This is a genomic window from Pseudomonas sp. Q1-7 (assembly GCF_028010285.1).
Taxonomy (GTDB): domain Bacteria; phylum Pseudomonadota; class Gammaproteobacteria; order Pseudomonadales; family Pseudomonadaceae; genus Metapseudomonas.
The window spans coordinates 374,082-394,069 of sequence record NZ_CP116304.1; the positions used below are offsets into that span (position 1 = coordinate 374,082).

Genomic DNA, 19,988 nt, shown 5'->3' on the forward strand with positions numbered 1-19,988 from the left:
CCCCATGGCCAATCGCCCTTTCAAAGTTGCCTTGAACGGTTACGGCCGCATCGGCCGCTGCGTGCTGCGCGCGTTGCATGAGCGCAGTGGCGGGGCGAGCTTCGAGATCGTTGCGCTGAACGACCTGGCCGACCAGGCCAGCATCGAGTACCTGACCCGCTTCGACTCCACCCACGGTCGCTTCCCCGGCGAAGTGCGGGTGGATGGCGATTGCCTGCACATCAACGGCGATTGCGTGAAGGTGCTGCGCAGCGCGGAACCGGAGGGCATCGACTGGGCTGCCCTGGGCGTGGACCTGGTGCTGGAGTGTTCCGGCCAGTACACCCACCGTCAGCAGGCCGAGCGCTTCCTGGCCGCCGGTGCGCCTCGGGTGCTGTTCTCCCAGCCGATGTCCAGCGAGGCCGACATCGACGCCACCATCGTCTACGGGGTCAACCAGGACAGCCTGAGCGGCGCCGAGAAGCTCGTGTCCAACGCCTCCTGCACCACCAACTGCGGTGTGCCGCTGCTGAAACTGCTCAACGAGTCGGTGGGACTGGAGTACGTCTCCATCACCACCATCCACTCGGCGATGAACGACCAGCCCGTGATCGACGCCTACCACCATGAAGACCTGCGCCGCACCCGCTCCGCCTTCCAGTCGGTGATCCCGGTGTCCACCGGCCTGGCCCGGGGCATCGAGCGCCTGCTGCCGGAGCTGGCCGGGCGCATCCAGGCCAAGGCCATCCGCGTGCCCACGGTGAACGTCTCTTGCCTCGACATCACCCTGCAGACCGCCCGCGACACCTCGGCCGCCGAGATCAACCGCGTGCTCCGCGAGGCCGCCGAGAGCGGTGCCCTGAAAGGCCTGCTGGCCTACACCGAGCTGCCCCACGCCAGCTGCGATTTCAACCACGATCCCCATTCCGCCATCGTCGACGGCAGCCAGACCCGCGTGTCCGGCCCGCGCCTGGTCAACCTGCTGGCCTGGTTCGACAACGAATGGGGCTTCGCCAACCGCATGCTCGACACCGCAGACCACTACCTGCGGGTTTCCGCTGCTTCTCGTCAACATCCAGCCCCCGTGAAGGACTGACCCCATGACCGTGTTGAAAATGACCGACCTCGACCTCCAGGGTAAGCGCGTGCTGATCCGTGAGGATCTCAACGTGCCGGTGAAGGACGGCGTCGTCAAAAGTGATGCGCGCATCCTCGCTTCCCTGCCGACCATCAAGCTGGCACTGGAGAAGGGCGCGGCGGTGATGGTCTGTTCCCATCTGGGCCGCCCCACCGAGGGCGAGTTCTCCGAAGAGAACAGCCTCGAGCCGGTGGCCGACTACCTGTCCAGGGCCCTGGGTCGCGAAGTACCGCTGGTGGCCGACTACCTGGGTGGCGTGGACGTTGCTCCCGGCCAGGTGGTGCTGTTCGAGAACGTGCGTTTCAACAAGGGCGAGAAGAAGAACGTCGACGAGCTGGCCCAGCAGTACGCTGCCCTGTGCGACGTGTTCGTGATGGACGCCTTCGGCACCGCCCACCGCGCCGAGGGCTCCACCCATGGCGTGGCCAAGTTCGCCAAGGTCGCTGCCGCCGGCCCGCTGCTGGCCGCCGAACTGGACGCCCTGGGCAAGGCCCTGGGCAACCCGGCCCGTCCGATGGCCGCCATCGTCGCCGGCTCCAAGGTTTCCACCAAGCTGGACGTGCTGAACTCCCTGTCGCAGATCTGCGACCAACTGATCGTCGGCGGCGGCATCGCCAACACCTTCCTCGCCGCGGCCGGCTACAAGGTCGGCAAGTCCCTCTACGAGGCCGACCTGGTGGACACCGCCAAGGCCATCGCCGCGAAAGTCAGCGTGCCGCTGCCGGTGGACGTGGTGGTCGCCAAGGAATTCGCCGAAAGCGCCGCCGCCACCGTCAAGCTCATCGCCGACGTGGCGGACGACGACATGATTCTCGACATCGGCCCGCAGACCGCCGCCCAGTTCGCCGAGCTGCTGAAGTCGTCGAAGACCATCCTGTGGAACGGCCCGGTGGGTGTGTTCGAGTTCGACCAGTTCGGCAATGGCACCAAGGCCCTGGCCCTGGCCATCGCCGAGAGCCCGGCCTTCTCCATCGCCGGTGGTGGCGACACCCTGGCGGCGATCGACAAGTACGGCGTGGGCGAGCAGATCTCCTACATCTCCACCGGCGGTGGCGCTTTCCTCGAGTTCGTCGAGGGCAAGGTCCTGCCCGCCGTGGAGATCCTGGAGAAGCGCGCCAGCGTGTGACCGTTGGTGGAATCCGCCTAAACCCTGGCAGGCGCCTGCGGTCCCTTTATTGGGGGTGCGAAAAGGAGAGCCTGCCATGCGCTACGCTGCGATTCTGCTGATTGTGAGTGCCACCCTCTGGGGCTGTTCCGGCAAGAGGCCGAGCAGCACCTGCGAGGTGATGAGTCCGCCCCAGGTCATAGTCCCGAGCAACCAGGACGACCAGCGGGTGGAGGCCCAGAGTACGGGTGACCCGACTTTGAGCCGCGAAGGACAACAGCACTGCCCGTGATGGAGCGGTGCCAGGACGGCCGGGGGCATCGGCCAGGAGATGGACATGAAAGGATGGATCGCCCTCGCCGGCATGGCGCTGCTGACCGGTTGTGCCGGCCAGGATGCGCCGCGTGAAGATTGGACCCGCTGGGTCTGCGACAGCCAGGCCGAAGTGCTCTGGCGTCTCGCCGATGCAAACGGGGACAGCGTCGACCTGCGTCTGGGGGGTGGTGATATCGTCCACCGCCTCAAGCGCGAGCCCTCCGGTTCCGGCGCGCTGTACAGCGACGGCAACCTGGCCTTCCACACCAAGGGTGACGAAGGCCTGGTCTACTGGGTGGCAACTGATGACCTGATCGGCCGCGGCTGCAAGGCGCCCTGAACGATCTGCTCGCGAGATCGTTGTTGCGTTTAGGAAAGCATTGATTCTTCCGGAGAGGGCGACCGCTCCTCCCCGGAAACTTGAACCCGGCCTGCCCCTGCGGCAGGCTTTGCAATTTGACAGCCCACCCAATCGGGAGACTGAAACACCATGGCACTCATCAGCATGCGCCAGATGCTGGACCACGCCGCCGAATACGGCTACGGCGTTCCGGCTTTCAACGTCAACAACCTGGAACAGATGCGCGCCATCATGGAAGCGGCCGACAAGACCGATTCCCCGGTGATCGTGCAGGCCTCTGCCGGTGCCCGCAAATACGCCGGTGCCCCCTTCCTGCGCCACCTGATCCTGGCTGCCATCGAAGAATTCCCGCACATCCCGGTGTGCATGCACCAGGACCATGGCACCAGCCCCGACGTGTGCCAGCGCTCCATCCAGCTGGGCTTTTCCTCGGTGATGATGGACGGCTCCTTGCGTGAAGACGGCAAGACCCCGTCCGACTACGAGTACAACGTGCGCGTCACCCAGCAGACCGTCGCCTTCGCCCACGCCTGTGGCGTGTCCGTGGAAGGCGAACTGGGCTGCCTGGGCTCCCTGGAAACCGGCCAGGCCGGCGAGGAAGACGGCGTGGGCGCCGAAGGCATCCTGGACCACAGCCAGATGCTGACCGATCCGGAAGAGGCCGCCGACTTCGTCAAGAAGACCCAGGTGGATGCCCTGGCCATCGCCATCGGCACCAGCCACGGCGCCTACAAGTTCACCAAGCCGCCGACCGGCGACATCCTCGCCATCGATCGCATCAAGGAAATCCACAAGCGCATCCCCAACACCCACCTGGTGATGCACGGTTCCTCCTCGGTCCCGCAGGACTGGCTGGCGATCATCAACGAGTTCGGCGGCGACATTAAGGAAACCTACGGCGTGCCGGTCGAGGAAATCGTCGAAGGCATCAAGTACGGCGTGCGCAAGGTCAACATCGACACCGACCTGCGCCTGGCCTCCACCGGTGCCATCCGCAGCTTCCTGGCCAAGAACCCGGCCGAGTTCGACCCGCGCAAGTACTTCGCCAAGACCATCGAGGCCATGCGCGATATCTGTATCGCCCGTTACGAAGCCTTCGGCACCGCCGGCAACGCCTCCAAGATCAAACCGATCTCCCTGGAAGGCATGTTCCAGCGCTACGCCAAGGGTGAGCTGGTCGCCAAGGTCAACTGATCCTGGCCCTCACGAGGAGCCCCGCCATGCGGGGCTCTTTCGTATCCGGCAGAAGGAGTTTCCGATGCGTCTGTCCCTGATCACGGCTTCGCTGCTGCTCCTCGCCGGTTGCGCGGGCCAGCCGCCGGTGGCGCCCGCACCGCCGCCCGAACCGGCGTCCAGCGATCCGCAGCGATGCCTGGACCGGAGTGACTGCACCACCAAGACTTCGCGCACGTTGATGTTCGTCTTCGACTATGCCGAGGCTGGCGGTGCCCTGGTGCAGCGCAAGGGCGCCTGGCTATTCACACCGTCGGCGGCCAGGGCGGCCGGCTGGCCGGCGCTGAAGATCCGTCTGGCCGACCCGCCGACCGGACGCTTCGAGTTCGCCAGCCAGTGCCCGGCCGGCGATTGCCGGATCAGTGAAGACGACCTGCTGCGGGTCTATCGCAGCTACCTGGCCGACCAGCCCTGTTCCCTGCTGGACCCCAAGGCCCTGGCGCGGTGCATCTCCGCGCCCTCTCCCTGACGCGGAGCGGGGCTCGTGCCCGATTGGGTGACAGCGGACGCGCTCGGGTAGAATGCCGCCTCCTCGCCGTTCAGCCGTTTTCGCCATGACCGATCTCAAGTACCTCCGTGGATACCCCGCCCACCTCCAGGAGCAGGTTGCCCGGATGCTGGACGCCGGCCGCCTGGAGGAGTACCTGACGCGCCGCTACCCGGGGCGGCACGAGGTGCAGAGCGACAAGGCGCTGTACGGCTACGCCATGGCCCTCAAGCAGGAGCACCTGCGCAACGCCCCGGCGCCGGACAAGGTGCTCTACGACAACAAGCTGGATGTGGTGCACAAGGCGCTCGGCCTGAATACGGCGATCTCGCGGGTGCAGGGCGGCAAGCTCAAGGCGAAGAAGGAAATCCGTGTCGCTTCCCTGTTCAAGGAGGCCGCGCCGGAGTTCCTGCGGATGATCCTGGTCCACGAGTTGGCGCACCTGAAGGAACGCGATCACAGCAAGGCCTTCTACCAGCTCTGCGAACACATGCTGCCGGGCTACCACCAACTGGAGTTCGACCTGCGGGTGTACCTGACCTGGCGCGATCTGTAGTGGCGAACGGCTGCTAGGCTCAGGAGAGAAGCCGACCGAGGTCCGCGGGCATGTATCCGGGTTTCCGCACCCTCTGCGTCATTCTCTGGGTGCTGGGCCTGGTTCCCTTCGCCGACGGCCGTGACGTGCTCGCTGTCGGCACTGAGTTCCCCGGTATCTACGTCCTCGACGCGCGGGGCGCGCCCAGCGGGCTGGGCGTCGACGTACTGCGCGTGATCGCCGCCGACCTGGGCACCCGCGTGCGCTTCGAGATCTATCCCTGGGCCCGGGCCCAGAAGCTGGTGGAGGAGGGGCGCGCCGATGTGCTGATCGGCCCCTACCGTACCGCCGCGCGGGAGCGTCGTTTCCAGTTCGCCGAGCCCGGCTTCTACCGCGACAACGTGGTCTTCTACGGTCGCAGCGACGTCGCCAGCCCCTGGGACGGCAGCCCGGCCAGCCTGATCGGGCAGCGCATCGCCCTGATCCATGGCTGGACCTACGGCGAACGCTTCGAGGCCATGCGCGGCCAGCTCGACGTGCATGTGGCGCCGTCCGTGGAACTGGCCCTCAAGCTGCTCCTGGCGGGCCGCGCCGATCTGGCCGCGAGCAACGAGCGCGACTCCCGGCCGCGCATCGAGGCACTGGGCATCGCCGGCCAGGTGCGCCGCCTCTCGCCGCTGATCGACACCCAGGTCGGCTACTTCGCCTTGCCCAGGGACGCGTCCCATCGCCAGCTGCGCGAGGACATCGGCCGGGTGCTGCGGCAGATGCGGGCCGACGGTCGGCTCGCCAGGCTGGCCAAGCCCTACGCGATCGAGCTGCCCTGAGTGCATCGCCACGGAAGCCGTCCCGCGCATGGCCGGCCTGCGGCGCCAGGGCGCGCACCTATACTCAGGCTACCGTTGCCGTCCGGGTGATCCATGCGCCGACTACCGCTGCTCTGCCTCGGCCTGTGCCTGGCCCTGACCCCGCTCACCACGGCTGCCGAGCGATGGCGGGTGGCGGTCGCCGAGGTGCCGGGGCTGGCTGAAGCGGATGGCAGCGGGCCGCTGCCGGAGTTGCTCCGGGCCCTCGACCAGCAGTTGCCCGATATCGAGTTCGAGTTGCAGATCACCCCTTTCGCCCGCACCTTCCATCTGCTGCAGCACGGCCAGTGCGATTTCCTGGTGCCTTTCCTCGGCGACCTGCCGCGCCTGCCGTCGGGCGTGCGCTATGGCTCGGGCGACCTCTGGCAGGTGCGCTTCGGTTTCTACACGCGACGCGCCAGTGCCCTGCACGTCGACCAGTTGCTCGACCCGGCCCATGTGCTCAGCGTCGAGCGGCTGGCCGCCAGCGGGCTGGACGCCGGCCAGCGCGTGCAACTGCAGCCGCTGCTGGGGCGCAGCTGGCGCCTGGATGAGTTGCAGGAGCAACTGGCCGCGCCGACCGTGAGCCCGGCACTGCGTGACCTGGCCTATCCCTACCGGGTCGAGACCGATCGCGCCCACGCGCCCTGGCTGGGCTTCCCGGCGTTGTCCGGCAACAGCATCGAGAGCAGCCTGCAGAAGCTGGTGCGGGGGCGCATCGACGGCTACGTCTTCGCCGTCAACGAAACCGACCGGGAGATCGACCGCCTGGGGCTTCGCGAACAGCTGCGCGCAGGACTTCGGCCTCTATCCGGTGAAGTGGCTGGTCCCCGACAACGCTCGTGGCGCCCTGGTGGACAGACGCTTGCTGGAAGCCTTGCGCAAGCTCCAGAGGGAGCCCCGGTTCCGCCGCCTGCAGGCGCCTCTGGACGGGCCGTCCGTCGACTGGAAGCCCTGGCCCTGATACAGCCAGGCGACATCCTGAGTCGAGTTCGGGACTGCCCCCTTCTGTCTTGTGGCACAAAGCTACTACTCTTCGACGCTTGGCTCCCCGTTCCAGGGGAGGTTCCCACCTAAAAGAACAATGCCGGACGCTTCGCCCGGGAGATCACCGCCCGCCTGGCAAGGATGACCGGAAGCAGAGGAAGGTCGCGATGACAGCTTTGCTCACGCCGGGGGTACGTCTACTCGAGCGCTTCAGTTTCGCCCGCAAGTTCCAGTTGCTCTTCCTGCTGTTCGTGCTGCCCCTGGGGTACGCCCTGGTGGTGATCGTCGGTGACTATCGTGCCCGCCTCGCGGTGGTGGACGGCGAGCTGAGTGGCCTGCGGGTGGTAGAGACGCTGTCGGCCGTACAGCGCGAACTGGATGCCCAGCGCTTCCTGCTGGCGCGCTTGCAAGGCGGCGACGAAAGCGCCCGAGCGGCACTGGAGCAGCGCGCCGGTGCAGTCGGCGAGACGCTGGAACGGGTGGCCGGGCAGCTTGCGGCGGAGGGCATCGCCGGGCAGAGCCGGGCGCTCTTCGAAGAACTCCAGGGGCGCTCCGCCCACGTGGAGCCGGGCAGCGTGCTGGGCCTGGCGCTGCCCGATGCGCTGGAGCGCTACCAAGGGGCGTTGCAGGTGCTCCAGGCGCTGCGCGAGCAGGTCGCCACCGATTCCGGGCTGATCCTCGATCCCTGGCTCGACACCTACCTGATGATGGAGCAGCTCACCAGCGTGCAGCCGCGCCTTCAGGAGGCCCTGGGCAGTTTCGCCAGCAACGGCCATGGCGCCCTGGTGGCGCAGCATTTCACCCTGCAGAGCCGGGTGGCCCTGCGCGACCTGCGCCGTGCCTTGGGCGAGACCGCGCGCCAGCTGCGCAAGGCGCGCAACGCCCTGACCCAGACGCCGGGGGACATGAGCGCCCTGGACACGCCTTTCGCCGCGGCGGACGAGGGCATGGCCGGATTCCTCGCGCAGATCGACAAGCAGGTGTTCGACTCCACCCCGTTCACCCTGACGCCGGCCGTCTTCGTCGGCCTGACCGACGATCTGGGCGGACGCCTGCACGGGCTGCAGCAGGCGCTGGCCCAGCGCATGGCGTCGCGCCTGGGGGAATACCGCGCCCAGGCGCTGCACAGCATGGCTGAGGTGATCGGTGGCTTCACGCTGCTGACCCTGCTCGCGCTCTACATGCTGCTGTGCCTGAACCAGGCGATCCGGCGGGGCACCGCGAGCATCACCGAGGCGGCGCAAGGGTTGCGCGGCGGTGACCTGCGGGTGACGGCGCGGGTCCATGGCCGTGACGACCTGGCGACTATCGCCGATGCCCTGAACGCCGCCCTGGCGCAGTTGCGCGAATCCCTGCTGGGGGTCAATCGCGAGAGCGAACAGTTGGGTGGCACGGTCGAACAGCTCAGCAGCCAGGCCCGGGACACCCTGGTGTCGGTGGAGCAGCAGCAGGGACAGGTCAGCCAGATCGCGGCGGCGGCCACTCAACTGGCCGCCACGGCCCAGAACGTGGCGGAAAGCTGCGAGGACGCCGCTCGCGATGCCCTGCACACCCGCGAGATCGCCATGCAGAGCAACCAGCGCAGCGCGCGCACCAGCGCCAGCATGAACCAGCTCAGCGACAACCTGGGCAGTAGCGTCGCCGCGCTCCAGCAGCTGCGCGACCAGGCGCAGCAGATCAATCGCGTGGTGGACGTGATCAAGGGCATCGCCGAGCAGACCAACCTGCTGGCGCTGAATGCCGCCATCGAAGCGGCCCGGGCCGGCGAGCAGGGGCGCGGCTTCGCCGTGGTGGCCGACGAGGTGCGCAGCCTGTCGCGGCGCACCCAGGACTCCACCGCGGAGATCGGCCAGACCGTGGGCGCCCTGCAGGCAGTGGTGGGGGAAACCGTGGCGCAGATCGAGGCCGCCTTCAGCCAGGCCGCGGGGGATGTGGATAACGTGCTGGCCATGGGCGCCGACCTGGCCGGCATCGCCGAAGCGGTGCAGCGGGTCAGCGACCGCCTGGCGCAGATCGCCGCGGCTTCCGAACAACAGGCCGCCACGGCGGATGAGGTGAGCGGCAGTATCCAGCAGGTGGACCAGGCGGCCGCCCTGTTGCTGCAGGGCGCGCAATCGGTGCAGGAGGCGGCCGAGCAATTGCAGCACGGCAGCCAGGCCCTGAACCGCAATACCGGCCGCTTCCGCCTGGCGTGAGGCTGCGGCCGCCGCGTCAGACCTTCCAGAACGGCTTGAGCGCCTCCGCCCGCGCCTGTTCGCGGGTGAGGCCGATGTCCTTCAGGGCCCGTTCGTCCAGTTCGAGCAGCCTGCGGCGCGTGTGTAGGCGCATCCAGAAACGGTCCCAGCGATTGCCGGGCATGGCCGGCGCCACGGAGATGGGTGCGTATCGCTCCTGTTCCAGTTCCTGTGCGTAGAGAGTCAGGCGTGCATCGCTCAGGCCGTTCATCGTGGTGGTCCTCATGCCCTGTGGTGGATCGGGGTGGAACCATCATCGCCGTCGGCCTGATCGCAATACAGATTCACGATCTGTATATTTTTTTCATACAGATTGCGTGGTTTCCTATCTGAATCCTCCGTTTCAGGGTCATCTGTACTGGTTCTGATGCGGTTGTCTGTCGATTCGGGAGACTGTCATGAAGCTCTACATCAAGCTGGCCGAGACCCTGGGCGAACGCATCGAACAGGGCTACTACCGTCCCGGCGACCGCCTGCCGTCGGTGCGTGCGCTGAGTGTGGAGCATGGCGTGAGCCTGAGCACGGTGCAGCAGGCCTATCGGATTCTCGAAGACGGTGGCCTGGCCGAGCCGCGACCGAAATCGGGCTACTTCGTCCCACCCCGGCGGCAGACCCCGGCGCTTCCGGCCGTCGGCCGGGCGCCCCAGCGGCCGGTGGACGTTTCCCAGTGGGACGACGTGCTCGACCTGATCAAGCGCAGCGCCAGGGATAATGTGGTGCAGCTCGGCCGCGGCATGCCGGATATCACCAGCCCGACGCTGAAGCCCCTGCTGCGCAGCCTGGGCCGGATCAGCCGGCGCCAGGACGGCTGCGGCCTCTACTACGACAGCATCCATGGCACCGAGGCGCTGCGCGAGCAGGTTTCGCGGCTGGCGCTGGATTCCGGGTGCCAGATCCCGGCCAGCGATATCGTCATCACCACCGGCTGCCACGAGGCGTTGTCGGTGGCCATCCGCTCTGTCTGCGAGCCCGGAGATATCGTCGCGGTGGACTCGCCGAGCTTCCACGGCGCCATGCAGACCCTCAAGGGCTTCGGCATGAAGGCCCTGGAACTGCCCACCGACCCGCTCAACGGTATCAGCCTGGAGGCGCTGGAGATGGCCCTGGAGCAATGGCCGATCAAGCTCATCCAGCTCACCCCCAGTTGCAACAACCCCCTCGGCTACATCATGCCCGAGGCACGCAAGCGCGCCCTGCTGACCCTCGCCCAGCGTTACGACGTGGCGATCGTGGAGGACGACGTCTACGGCGATCTCGCCTATCAGTACCCGCGTCCGCGTACCATCAAGTCCTTCGACGAGGACGGCCGTGTGCTGCTTTGCAGCTCCTTTTCCAAGACGGTGGCGCCGGGTATCCGCGTCGGCTGGATCGCACCCGGCCGGTACTTCGAACGCGCGCTGCACATGAAGTACATCTCCACCGGCGCCACCGCCACCCAGCCGCAACTGGCGCTGGCCGAGTTCATCGGCGAAGGCCATTACGAGCCGCACCTGCGGCGCATGCGCAGCCAGTACCAGCACAGCCGCGACCAGATGATCGACTGGGTGATGCGCTACTTCCCCGAAGGCACGCGCGCCAGCCGGCCCCAAGGCAGCTTCATGCTCTGGGTGGAGCTGGCCGAGAGTTTCGACACCCTGCGCCTGAACCGCGAGCTGCTGCCCAAGGGCGTGCAGATCGCCGCCGGCAGCATCTTCTCCGCGTCGGGCAAGTACCGGAACTGCCTGCGGATGAACTACTCCGGCAAACCCTCCCCGGCCATCGAGGCGGCGGTAAGGACGGTGGGGGAGACGGTGAAGGGGATGATGGGAGAGTAGGGAAGTAGGAGTGCCCTTTTGTGGGGGCGAATTCATTCGCTAGGGCCGCATAACGGCCGTGGGCCTCTCGGGGGCAGACCTTCGGTCTGCTGAGCGAATGAATTCGCCCCCACAGGAGCCGTCATAACCATCGAGCATCCCAGAACGGATATTCACCGATCCGCTCCACCAGGCCTGCCCGCAGTGGGTTGGCCACTATGTAGCGAGCGATCTTGCGGAGGTCCTCTTCCCGTCGTATCGCATGGTCGTGGAACCCCTTCTGCCAAATCGACCGGCTGTTCGGCAGCAGGAGTCCCAGTTGCCTGGCAGTACGACCCTTGAACACCTTGACCAGGGTGGACAGGGCCAGCGGTCCGTTTAGCTGCAGCAACCAGTGCAGGTGGTCGGGCATCAACACCCAAGCGAAGGAGTCGAGCAGATTCTGCTCCTGCAAGCGGCGCATTTCGGTGATGACCAGACGAGCCATGGTGAAGTCGCGGAACAGGGGGAGCCGCCCTTCCGTGGTGGTGGTGATGTGGTAGATCTGGCCGGTGCGTGATACCCGGCCCTTGAGAAGATCGTCGCTCGGCATGTCCATTGCCTCCTGATATCGAAGGCAATGACTTTAGGTGGCTCGTGCTGGTGTCGGTGTTGCGGGTGTGAGTCGGACGGATCGCCTTCTGCTGTGGGAATCCATTCGCGAATGAATTCGCTCCCACAGGGGAGCGCCTAAGGCACTCGCCTACACCACCTTCCCCGCATTCAACAAATGCGCCGTCAGGGTCCGCAAGGCCCCCAGTTGCCGGCAGATCAGCCCCAGCTCGGTCTGTACCAGCCGGGGGCGGTCGTCGAGGTCTTCCGGGAGCTGCTCCAGGGCCTTGGCCAGGGCGTCTTCCTCATCGCGGTGGATGCTGATCGGGCGCCGCTCGCTCAGGCCCTGGGCGATGCAGTCGAGGCTTTCAGCGATCTGCTCGGCGGCCTGTTCGGACAACGGCGTGAGGGCCTCCCCCGGCTGGTCGCTGCGGTGTGCGCCGAGGGCCGAGAGGTAGCTGAGGAGGGTGTGGGAGAGCACCAGGAAGCGGAAGCCGATGTCCGCCTCCTTCCGGAAGTGGCCAGGCTCCATGAGCATGTTGGACAGCGTGGTGGACAGCGCCGCGTCGGCGTTGTGGGCGTTGCGTCGGGCCAGGCGGTAGGCCAGGTCGTCACGCTTGCCGCCGACGTACTGCTGCATGATCTGGCGCAGGTAGCGGCTGTTGCAGGTGAGGGTATTGGCCACCACCTGGTTGAGCCGCCGGCCCTGCCAGTCCGGGAGGATGAAGATCACCGCCAGGCCGGCGATCAGCGCGCCGATCAGGGTATCCACCAGGCGCGGCAGGAACAGGCCGTAGCTGTCGCCGATCTGGTTGAAGCAGAACAGCACCAGCAGGGTCATGGCGGCGGTGGCCAGGGTGTAGCGGGTGGCGCGGGTGGCGAAGAACACCACCCCGGCCACCACGGCGAAGACCGACTGCACCAGGGCGCTGGGGAACAGGTCGAACAGCGCCCAGCCCAGGGCCAGGCCGAGCAGGGTGCCGGCTATCCGCTGCACCAGCTTGCGGCGAGTGGCGCCGAAGTTGGGCTGGCAGACGAAGACCGTGGTCAGCAGGATCCAATAGCCCTGCTCCGGGTGGATCAGGTGCAGCACCCCGTAGCCGGTGGCCAGCGCCAGGGCCATGCGCAGGGCGTGGCGGAACACCGGGGAGGTGGGCGTGAGGTTCTGCCTGAGGCGCTCCCAGACATCCTTCAGGCCTTGCGGCGAGCGGTCCAGCAGGCTGGTGTCCTGGGCCTCGGCAAGGGCGTCCGGGTTGCTGGCATCGATGAGCAGGCGGTCCAGGGTGGCGAGGTTACGCGCCAGGGCGCTGAGCGAGCGCAGCAGGCCGCGCCAGGCCGGGTTGCTCTGGACGCGCAGGTGCTCGAGGGAGGTGTTCAGGTCTTCCAGGGCCTGGGCACCATCCAGGTAGTCGAAGGGCTGGCGCATGCGGATGGCCCGGCCGAGGGCCTGGCAGGCGCCACCCTGCTGGCGCAGCAGGCGCTGGCAGCGGAACAGCACGTCGCTGTGGAAGAAAGCTTCGGCGAGTTCGTTGTAGGGGTGGTGGGACGAACTGGCGCGTTCGTGGATGTCCTGGGCCAGAAAGTAGAGCTTGAGGTAGCGGTTCACCTTGGGGCCCGGCCGGCCGTTGCCGACCCGGTGCAGGATGATTTCCTTGGCGGCGTTGAGCGCCGCCACCACCCGGCCGTTCTGCCGGGCCAGTTCCAGGCGGCGGGCCTCCACGTCGAGCTGGCGCACCGGTTCCAGCAGCGCGGATTTCAGTTTCAGGTACTGCCCCAGCTCGCGGAACAGCCTGGCCAGGCTCTGCTGCACCGGCTGATGGGTGAAGAGCGCCTGCCAGAGCACCGAGAGCAGGCCGTACCAGGTGGCGCCGGCCACCAGCAGGGCGGGCTCCTGCCAGAGGTTGGTGGGCGCGCCGCCGCGCTGGTCGACGCCGATCATGGTGTAGATGGAAAGGATCAGGGTCGCCGAGGCGATGGTGGCATAGCGCTCGCCGAGGGCGCCGAGCATGGTCAGGCCGAAGCTGGCCAGGGCCAGGGCGCCGACGAAAAGCCAGGGATAGGGGAACAGCAACTCCACCGACAGCGAGGCGATGCTGAAGCAGCCGAGGATCACCAGCAGCGCGGTGAGGCGGCCCTGCCAACTGTCGTCGGTTTCCGCCAGGGCGCTGGCGATGATGCCGAGGAAAAGCGGGATCAGCAGGTCCAAGCGGTCCTGCTGCCAGCACAGCGCCATGCTCCCGGTCAGGGCAATGAAGACGCGCAGGCTGTAGCTGAACTTGTCCACCGCCCAGAGGCGGCGCAGCGTGTGAACGAATGGAGTCGAGGGCATAGGGGCCTTGTGGGCGGATGTCCGGGGGCGGCAGTGCTGCCGGCTACAGCCTAAGGGGTGTGAAGGGCGCTGTCAGCCGCCCTGTCGCTTTCGATGCCTGGGCGCGATGGCGTTGCGCGGTGCGGACGAAAATCAGGTACGGAAGTACCCATTCCCTCTGGTGAGGCTGCCGGATTTGAGGCAGGCTTGGGACTCCTGTTGGCCAAACCTGATCTCGGATGCCTACGCATGAGACGACGCTGTGGTTTTGCCTTGTTCGCCTTGCTCCTCGCTTGCGCGGGTGCCCATGCCGAAACCCTGCGCATGGCCGCCGACGTCTGGCCGCCCTTCACCGACGCGCGATTACCCGGCAATGGCCTGGCCGCCGAACTGGTGAGCACCGCCCTCAAGCGCGCCGGGCACCGCGCCGAGTATGTCGAAGTGCCCTGGGCGCGGGTCTTGCGCGGGGTCCAGGTAGGTGAGTACGACCTTGTCGTCAGCGCCTGGTACAGCGAGGAACGGGCGCGCTTCGGCCAGTTTTCCCAGCCTTACCTGACCAACCGTGTCCTGTTTCTCAAGCGCAAGGGCACGGTCGTCGACTACCAAGGGCCGGAGGATCTGAAGCGCTACAGCATCGCCGTGGTGCGCGGCTACAGCTATCTGCCGAGCTTCGATGCCGATACCACCCTGAACAAGGTGCCGGTGATGGGCTTCCCCATGGGCGCGCGGATGCTCGCGGCCGGCCGGGTGCAGTTGACCCTGGAAGATGAACTGGTGGCGCGCTCCTACCTCAACCGCGAGCTTTCAGGCATTCGCGAGCAGCTGGAGTTCCTCCCCCGGCCGCTCAGCGAGAACGGCCTGCACATCCTGGTGCGCCGTAGTCATCCACGGCATCGGCAACTGGTGGAGGCGTTCGACCAGGCCATGCAGACCATGCGCGAGGATGGCACCTACCAGGCGATCTTCGCCCGCCACGGTCTGCCCAGCCCCTGACGGGACCCCCTGCGCGTAGCGCGAGAGGTCCTGTATCCGGCTCGCGTCAGATGATGCGGACCTTGTAGGAACGTCCCTTGATCTTGCCTTCGCTGAGGCGCTTGAGCGCTTGCTTGGCGATGCCGCGCTCGACGGCGACGAAAGCCTGGAAGTCGAAGATGGCGATCTTGCCCACCTGGCTGCCGGGAATCCCCGCTTCGCCGGTGAGGGCGCCGACGATGTCGCCGGGACGCAGCTTCTCTTTGCGGCCGCCGTTGATGCACAGGGTGGCCATGGGCGGCAGCAGCGGTTCGCGGTTCTTCACGATCAACTCGTCGAGGCGCTGCCAGTTCAGCGGGGCCTGCTGCAGGTCCTCGATGGCCTGGGCGCGGCTGGCCTCGGCCGGGGCCACCAGGCTCAGCGCCAGGCCTTTCTCGCCGGCGCGGCCACTGCGGCCGACGCGGTGGATGTGCACCTCGGGGTCGCGGGACAGTTCGACGTTGATCACCGCTTCCAGCGCGGCGATGTCCAGGCCGCGCGCGGCGACGTCGGTGGCCACCAGCACGCTGCAGCTCTGGTTGGCGAACAGGGTCAGTACCTGATCGCGTTCGCGCTGCTCCAGATCGCCGTGCAGCGACTGGGCGGAAACGCCGTTATCGCGTAGATGGGCCTCCAGTTCCTGGCACTGCTGGCGGGTGTGGCAGAAGGCGGCGCAGGACTGCGGGCGGGTGCTCTGCAGCAGGCGCAGCACGGCGTCCATGCGTTGGCGCGGATCGATCTCGTAGAAGCGCTGTTCGATCTGGCTGTCGTCATGCAGGGCTTCTACCTGTACCTGCTGCGGGTCGCGCATGAAGGTCTTGGCCAACTGGGCGATGCCGGCCGGGTAGGTGGCGGAGAACAGCAGGGTCTGCCGACGCGCCGGGAGCTGCTGGATGATGTCGGCGATGCTGTCGTAGAAGCCCATGTCGAGCATGCGGTCGGCTTCGTCCAGCACCAGGGTGTTGAGGCCGTCGAGCACCAGGGTGGCCTTGCGCAGGTGTTCCTGGACCCGGCCCGGGGTGCCGACGATGACGTGGGCGCCATGCTCCAGCGAGCCCACCTGCGGGCCGAAGGGCACGCCGCCGCAGAGCGTCAGTACCTTGATATTGCCGTGGCCACGGGCCAGGCGGCGGATTTCCTTGGCCACCTGGTCGGCCAGTTCGCGGGTGGGGCAGAGCACCAGTGCCTGGCAACCAAAGAAACGCGGGTTGAGCGGCTCCAGCAGGCCGATGCCGAAGGCAGCGGTCTTGCCGCTGCCGGTCTTGGCCTGGGCGATCAGGTCGCGGCCCTTGAGGATCAGCGGCAGGGCCTGGGCCTGGATCGGCGTCATGTCGCGATAGCCCAGGGTTTCCAGGTTGGCCAGGGTATCGGCGGAGAGGGGCAGGGTGTCGAAGGCGGTGCTGGTCACGGGAAAGGCCTGGGAGTCGAAATGGCGCGCAGTTTAGCAGGCCGGCGCGCGTCACCCCGGTCACTCGTCGCGATCGCCTTGCCAACCTGGGCGGCGACCGGCTCGCGTTCCGGCCAAGCCGGCGCCGGGGCAACTGGCGTCGGCCTGCTAGGCTTGCCACTATCCGAACTTCTCCGCCCTGCCTTGGAATAGGACTGTTCCCATGCGGACCCTCTGCGCGCTGCTAATGAGCTGGCTGAGCATCGCACCCTGCCTGGCGGCGGAGTGGTTTCCCCTGCGGGTCGAGGTGGAAGGCCGGGAAGCCAGCTACCGGCCGCTGAGCGGTGCGAGCAAGCCCTGGCGCATCTGCGCGCTGTTGCCCCATGGCATGGACCGCTACTGGTGGGGGGTGGCCTGGGGGCTGGACGAGGAAGCCCGGCGCCAGGGGGTTCATCTGGGCGTGTACGAGGCCGGGGGCTACCAGTTCCCCGACATGCAGCGCGCGCAGTTGGCCCGCTGCATCCAGCTGGCCGCCGACGCCTATGTGGTCGCCGCCATCAGCGCCGAGGGGCTGTGCGACGAGATCGCCCTGCTGCGCCGCGACAAGTTGCCGGTGATCGACCTGATCAACCGCGTCGACTGTCCTGACATCAACGCCCGTTCCCAGGTGGATTTCGCCGACATGGCCAAGGCGGCCGTGGCCTATATCCGCCAGCACAGCCAGGGGCGTCCGCTGCGCGTGGGCTGGCTGCCGGGGCCGCGTGACGCCGGCTGGGTGGCCGATGCCGAGCGCGGCCTGGCCGAGCTGGACGCGGGCAGTGGCCTGACCCTGGTACCCGGCGGCTACGGCCCGGTGGACCGTTCCACCCAGGCGGTGCTGGTGCGCCAGCTGCTGGCCCGCGAACCGGCGCTCGACTACATACTCGGCAATGCCGAGGCGGCCGCCTTCGCCGGGCAACTGGTGCGTTCCTCCGGTAGCCGCTACCAGGCGCAGGTGGTGTCGCTCTATGCCACCGAGCGGGTGCTGGAGGCGATTGCCGACGGTACCGTGCTGGCCGCGCCGACGGACTCGCCGGTGATCCAGGCGCGGGTGGCGATCGACCTGGCGGTGCGCGCGCTGGAGGGCAAGTCGTTGCCGGAGCGGGTCAGTCCGAAGATCGAGGTGATCGACAGGGACAACCTGGAACGCTTCGATATCAGCCACCTGATGCCGCCCAGCGGGCATTGGATGATCCGCCAGGAGCTGCCGGAGTAAGGCAACTGGCGGTTCGATCGACCTTCAATCGCGCTCGGGCAACGCCGGTTTTGCGAATCCATTGGCTATGTCTGCGTTAAGTATTGCTAGCAGGTCTGGCGCCCAGCTGATTTCCGAGTTCCGCTGAGGTTTCTGGTTTCGTCCCCCCGGACGAGTCACTTTCTCAGTCGCCGAAAGGAACCAAATGGCTTGCCCCTGCATCCGGGTTTGGCTTCGCCAAACTTCCCTCGCTCTATCCTTGCGCCGGGGGCACGCCTCTCGCGGCATCCATGCCGCTCGTCCCCCTGACTCGCTGCGCTCGCCCTTCGGGCCAGCCTTCGGCTGTTACTTCGCTGCGCTCCGTTTTGCAACGATTCCGCTCGGCCTCCTGAAGGGGCGGGGTCGCTGCCCCACCTTTCTCTGCTTGGTGTCAGACCGCTGGTGGCTTCAGGACTGTTTGTGCCTCGCCAGCGCGAGTCACCCCTCTACCTCTGGGAGAGGGGCGGGCCGCGTTCGGATGAGGGCTGTGTCAGGCTGGCGCGGAGGCCTGAACGAACCGCGCTAGAGCCCTCCGTCTGAAACCACAACTGCTAACGCGAACATAGCCAATTCATTCGCCCCTGCGGATGCCAGTCTTCCGTCGAAATGAAAAAGGCCCCTGGCGCATCGCACCCGGGGCCTCGTCATCACGCGCCCGGTCAGACTTGACGCAGCGGGGCGCCACGCACCGGTTTGTCGCCGGCCACGTAGTAGCTGGCGGTGCTGCGCGGCAGCGGTTTGCGGTTGCGGATTTTGTCGGCGATCTTCTCGGCAATCATGATGGTGGTCGCGTTGAGGTTGCCGGTGATGATCTCCGGCATGATCGACGCGTCCACCACCCGCAGGCCTTCCATGCCGTGCACGCGGCCCTGGCCATCCACCACCGCCATGTCGTCGGTGCCCATCTTGCAGGAGCAGGACGGGTGGAAGGCGGTTTCCGCGTGGTTGCGGATGAACTCGTCCAGCTCGGCGTCCGACTGCATGTTCACCCCCGGGCTCAGTTCGCGGCCACGGTACGGGTCCAGGGCCGGCTGGGCCATGATCTCGCGGGTGAGGCGTATGCCGTCGCGGAACTCCTGCCAGTCCTGTTCGTGGGACATGTAGTTGAACAGGATGCTCGGGTGTTGGCGCGGGTCCTTCGACTTCAGGTGGATGCGGCCGCGGCTGGGCGAGCGCATGGAGCCCATGTGCGCCTGGAAACCGTGTTCCTGCACACCCTTGCTGCCGTTGTAGTTGATCGCCACCGGCAGGAAGTGGAACTGGATGTTCGGCCAGGCGAACTCCGGGCGGGTGCGGATGAAACCACCGGCCTCGAACTGGTTGCTGGCGCCGAGGCCGGTGCCGAGGAACATCCACTCGGCGCCGATCGCCGGCTGGTTCCACCACTTGGTGGCCGGGTAGATGGACACCGGCTCCTTGCAGGCGTACTGCAGGTAGAGTTCGAGGTGGTCCTGCAGGTTGGCGCCGACGCCCGGCAGGTCATGTACCACCGGCACGTCGAGGTCGCGCAGCAGGGACGCCGGCCCGACGCCGGAGCGTTGCAGCAGTTGCGGCGAGGCGATGGCGCCGCTGCACACCAGCACTTCGCGGCGGGCATGGGCGGTGATCGGGTTGTCGCTGTTGCCACGCAGGTAGGCGACGCCAATGGCACGCTTGCCGCTGAACAGGATGCGGTCGGTCAGGGCATGGGTGACGATGGTCAGGTTGGGGCGATGGCGCGCCTGGTCCAGGTAGCCGCGGCCGGTGGCGGCACGGCGGCCTTCCGGGGTCACGGTGCGGTCCATGGGACCGAAGCCTTCCTGCTGGTAGCCGTTGAGGTCCTCGGTGCGCGGGTAGCCGGCCTGCACACCGGCTTCGACCATGGCGTGGAACAGCGGGTTGTTGCCAGCCTTGGGCGTGGCGACGCTCACCGGGCCGTCGCCGCCGTGGAAGTCGTTCGGGCCGATGTCGCGGGTTTCCGCCTTGCGGAAATAGGGCAGGCAATCCAGGTAGGTCCAGTCTTCCAGGCCCGGCGCCTTGGCCCAGCCGTCGAAGTCCAGGGCGTTGCCACGGATGTAGCACATGCCGTTGATCAGCGACGAGCCGCCCAGGCCCTTGCCGCGGCCGCATTCCATGCGGCGATTGTTCATGTAGGGCTCCGGATCGGTCTCGTAGGCCCAGTTGTAACGGCGTCCCTGCAGGGGGAAGGCGAGGGCGGCGGGCATCTGGGTACGGAAGTCCAGGCGGTAGTCCGGGCCGCCGGCTTCCAGCAGCAGCACGCTGACATCGGCGTCTTCGGTCAGGCGGGTGGCCAGGACGTTACCGGCGGAGCCGGCGCCGACGATGATGTAATCGAATTCTTGGGACATTTCACTTACCTGCTAATGGACCCGGATGGTTCCGGGGCACGGCATCTCTCTTCCCCGG

General features: G+C 67.1%; 18 protein-coding genes. 13 read left to right on the top strand and 5 right to left on the bottom strand.

Annotated elements, in window-relative coordinates:
* Positions 1-4: 4 nt before the first annotated feature.
* The 10 genes from epd to PJW05_RS26650 all read left to right on the top strand — a co-directional run bounded on the left by epd (position 5) and on the right by PJW05_RS26650 (position 9,180).
* Positions 5-1,075, top strand: a complete 1,071-nt coding sequence (gene epd / locus PJW05_RS01755; RefSeq protein ID WP_271410230.1) for an erythrose-4-phosphate dehydrogenase — start codon at positions 5-7, stop codon at positions 1,073-1,075.
* Positions 1,076-1,079: 4 nt separating this feature from the next.
* Positions 1,080-2,243 (top strand): phosphoglycerate kinase, encoded by a 1,164-nt coding sequence (locus PJW05_RS01760; protein ID WP_271410231.1) that lies wholly within the window; start codon positions 1,080-1,082, stop codon positions 2,241-2,243.
* A 76-nt stretch (positions 2,244-2,319) separates the two neighbouring features.
* Positions 2,320-2,514, top strand: coding sequence for a hypothetical protein (locus tag PJW05_RS01765; protein ID WP_271410232.1), 195 nt, complete (start codon positions 2,320-2,322; stop codon positions 2,512-2,514).
* 45 nt (positions 2,515-2,559) lie between these two features.
* The gene (locus tag PJW05_RS01770; protein WP_271410233.1) at positions 2,560-2,877 is read left to right on the top strand and encodes an MliC family protein; all 318 of its coding nucleotides are present in this window, start codon (positions 2,560-2,562) and stop codon (positions 2,875-2,877) included.
* Positions 2,878-3,027: 150 nt separating this feature from the next.
* Positions 3,028-4,092, top strand: coding sequence for a class II fructose-bisphosphate aldolase (fba, locus tag PJW05_RS01775; RefSeq protein ID WP_271410234.1), 1,065 nt, complete (start codon positions 3,028-3,030; stop codon positions 4,090-4,092).
* 64 nt (positions 4,093-4,156) lie between these two features.
* Positions 4,157-4,600: a hypothetical protein gene (locus PJW05_RS01780; RefSeq protein WP_271410235.1), complete on the top strand. Its 444-nt coding sequence runs from the start codon at positions 4,157-4,159 to the stop codon at positions 4,598-4,600.
* 85 nt (positions 4,601-4,685) lie between these two features.
* Positions 4,686-5,174, top strand: a complete 489-nt coding sequence (locus PJW05_RS01785) for a YgjP-like metallopeptidase domain-containing protein (RefSeq protein WP_271410236.1) — start codon at positions 4,686-4,688, stop codon at positions 5,172-5,174.
* A 50-nt stretch (positions 5,175-5,224) separates the two neighbouring features.
* A complete protein-coding gene (locus PJW05_RS01790) occupies positions 5,225-5,980 on the top strand; it encodes a substrate-binding periplasmic protein (protein ID WP_271410237.1) in 756 nt (251 codons plus the stop codon).
* Positions 5,981-6,073: 93 nt separating this feature from the next.
* Positions 6,074-7,075 carry a hypothetical protein gene (locus tag PJW05_RS01795; protein WP_271410238.1) on the top strand — a complete coding sequence of 334 codons (1,002 nt, stop codon included), beginning with the start codon at positions 6,074-6,076 and terminating at the stop codon, positions 7,073-7,075.
* 1,514 nt (positions 7,076-8,589) lie between these two features.
* Positions 8,590-9,180, top strand: a complete 591-nt coding sequence (locus tag PJW05_RS26650; RefSeq protein ID WP_442969236.1) for a methyl-accepting chemotaxis protein — start codon at positions 8,590-8,592, stop codon at positions 9,178-9,180.
* Between the two features lie 16 nt (positions 9,181-9,196).
* On the opposite strand, the gene PJW05_RS01805 is transcribed toward PJW05_RS26650, so the two are convergent.
* Complete coding sequence (locus PJW05_RS01805; RefSeq protein WP_271410240.1) at positions 9,197-9,430, bottom strand: DUF1127 domain-containing protein; 234 nt, start codon at positions 9,428-9,430, stop codon at positions 9,197-9,199.
* 187 nt (positions 9,431-9,617) lie between these two features.
* Here PJW05_RS01805 and PJW05_RS01810 point away from each other — a divergent pair, with 187 nt between their 5' ends.
* Positions 9,618-11,033, top strand: coding sequence for an aminotransferase-like domain-containing protein (locus PJW05_RS01810; protein ID WP_271410241.1), 1,416 nt, complete (start codon positions 9,618-9,620; stop codon positions 11,031-11,033).
* Positions 11,034-11,154: 121 nt separating this feature from the next.
* On the opposite strand, the gene PJW05_RS01815 is transcribed toward PJW05_RS01810, so the two are convergent.
* Both PJW05_RS01815 and yccS read right to left on the bottom strand, forming a co-directional pair.
* Positions 11,155-11,610: an REP-associated tyrosine transposase gene (locus tag PJW05_RS01815; protein WP_271410242.1), complete on the bottom strand. Its 456-nt coding sequence runs from the start codon at positions 11,608-11,610 to the stop codon at positions 11,155-11,157.
* 144 nt (positions 11,611-11,754) lie between these two features.
* Positions 11,755-13,932 carry a YccS family putative transporter gene (gene yccS, locus PJW05_RS01820; protein WP_271410243.1) on the bottom strand — a complete coding sequence of 726 codons (2,178 nt, stop codon included), beginning with the start codon at positions 13,930-13,932 and terminating at the stop codon, positions 11,755-11,757.
* Positions 13,933-14,160: 228 nt separating this feature from the next.
* Here yccS and PJW05_RS01825 point away from each other — a divergent pair, with 228 nt between their 5' ends.
* A complete protein-coding gene (locus PJW05_RS01825; RefSeq protein ID WP_271410244.1) occupies positions 14,161-14,904 on the top strand; it encodes a substrate-binding periplasmic protein in 744 nt (247 codons plus the stop codon).
* A 46-nt stretch (positions 14,905-14,950) separates the two neighbouring features.
* Here the strand turns inward: PJW05_RS01825 and dbpA are convergent, their stop codons facing one another.
* Entirely contained in the window at positions 14,951-16,330 is a 1,380-nt protein-coding gene (gene dbpA / locus PJW05_RS01830; protein WP_271410245.1) for an ATP-dependent RNA helicase DbpA, read from the bottom strand.
* A gap of 202 nt (positions 16,331-16,532) precedes the next feature.
* Between dbpA and torT the strand changes: the two genes are divergently transcribed.
* The gene (gene torT, locus PJW05_RS01835; protein ID WP_271410246.1) at positions 16,533-17,564 is read left to right on the top strand and encodes a TMAO reductase system periplasmic protein TorT; all 1,032 of its coding nucleotides are present in this window, start codon (positions 16,533-16,535) and stop codon (positions 17,562-17,564) included.
* A gap of 677 nt (positions 17,565-18,241) precedes the next feature.
* Here the strand turns inward: torT and betA are convergent.
* On the bottom strand, positions 18,242-19,930 hold the full coding sequence (betA, locus tag PJW05_RS01840) for a choline dehydrogenase (protein ID WP_271410247.1): 1,689 nt from the start codon (positions 19,928-19,930) through the stop codon (positions 18,242-18,244).
* Between the last annotated feature and the right edge of the window lie 58 nt (positions 19,931-19,988).

Excerpts from the sequence above, each read along its gene's own strand:
- PJW05_RS01795 (WP_271410238.1), top strand. The coding sequence starts at position 6,074 with ATGCGCCGACTACCGCTGCTCTGCCTCGGCCTGTGCCTGGCCCTGACC.
- PJW05_RS01785 (WP_271410236.1), top strand. The coding sequence starts at position 4,686 with ATGACCGATCTCAAGTACCTCCGTGGATACCCCGCCCACCTCCAGGAG.
- PJW05_RS01770 (WP_271410233.1), top strand. The coding sequence starts at position 2,560 with ATGAAAGGATGGATCGCCCTCGCCGGCATGGCGCTGCTGACCGGTTGT.
- PJW05_RS01810 (WP_271410241.1), top strand. The coding sequence starts at position 9,618 with ATGAAGCTCTACATCAAGCTGGCCGAGACCCTGGGCGAACGCATCGAA.
- PJW05_RS01780 (WP_271410235.1), top strand. The coding sequence starts at position 4,157 with ATGCGTCTGTCCCTGATCACGGCTTCGCTGCTGCTCCTCGCCGGTTGC.
- betA (WP_271410247.1), bottom strand. The coding sequence starts at position 19,930 with ATGTCCCAAGAATTCGATTACATCATCGTCGGCGCCGGCTCCGCCGGT.
- PJW05_RS26650 (WP_442969236.1), top strand. The coding sequence starts at position 8,590 with ATGAACCAGCTCAGCGACAACCTGGGCAGTAGCGTCGCCGCGCTCCAG.
- epd (WP_271410230.1), top strand. The coding sequence starts at position 5 with ATGGCCAATCGCCCTTTCAAAGTTGCCTTGAACGGTTACGGCCGCATC.
- fba (WP_271410234.1), top strand. The coding sequence starts at position 3,028 with ATGGCACTCATCAGCATGCGCCAGATGCTGGACCACGCCGCCGAATAC.
- yccS (WP_271410243.1), bottom strand. The coding sequence starts at position 13,932 with ATGCCCTCGACTCCATTCGTTCACACGCTGCGCCGCCTCTGGGCGGTG.
- PJW05_RS01815 (WP_271410242.1), bottom strand. The coding sequence starts at position 11,610 with ATGGACATGCCGAGCGACGATCTTCTCAAGGGCCGGGTATCACGCACC.
- PJW05_RS01760 (WP_271410231.1), top strand. The coding sequence starts at position 1,080 with ATGACCGTGTTGAAAATGACCGACCTCGACCTCCAGGGTAAGCGCGTG.
- PJW05_RS01825 (WP_271410244.1), top strand. The coding sequence starts at position 14,161 with ATGAGACGACGCTGTGGTTTTGCCTTGTTCGCCTTGCTCCTCGCTTGC.
- PJW05_RS01805 (WP_271410240.1), bottom strand. The coding sequence starts at position 9,430 with ATGAACGGCCTGAGCGATGCACGCCTGACTCTCTACGCACAGGAACTG.
- PJW05_RS01765 (WP_271410232.1), top strand. The coding sequence starts at position 2,320 with ATGCGCTACGCTGCGATTCTGCTGATTGTGAGTGCCACCCTCTGGGGC.
- torT (WP_271410246.1), top strand. The coding sequence starts at position 16,533 with ATGCGGACCCTCTGCGCGCTGCTAATGAGCTGGCTGAGCATCGCACCC.
- PJW05_RS01790 (WP_271410237.1), top strand. The coding sequence starts at position 5,225 with ATGTATCCGGGTTTCCGCACCCTCTGCGTCATTCTCTGGGTGCTGGGC.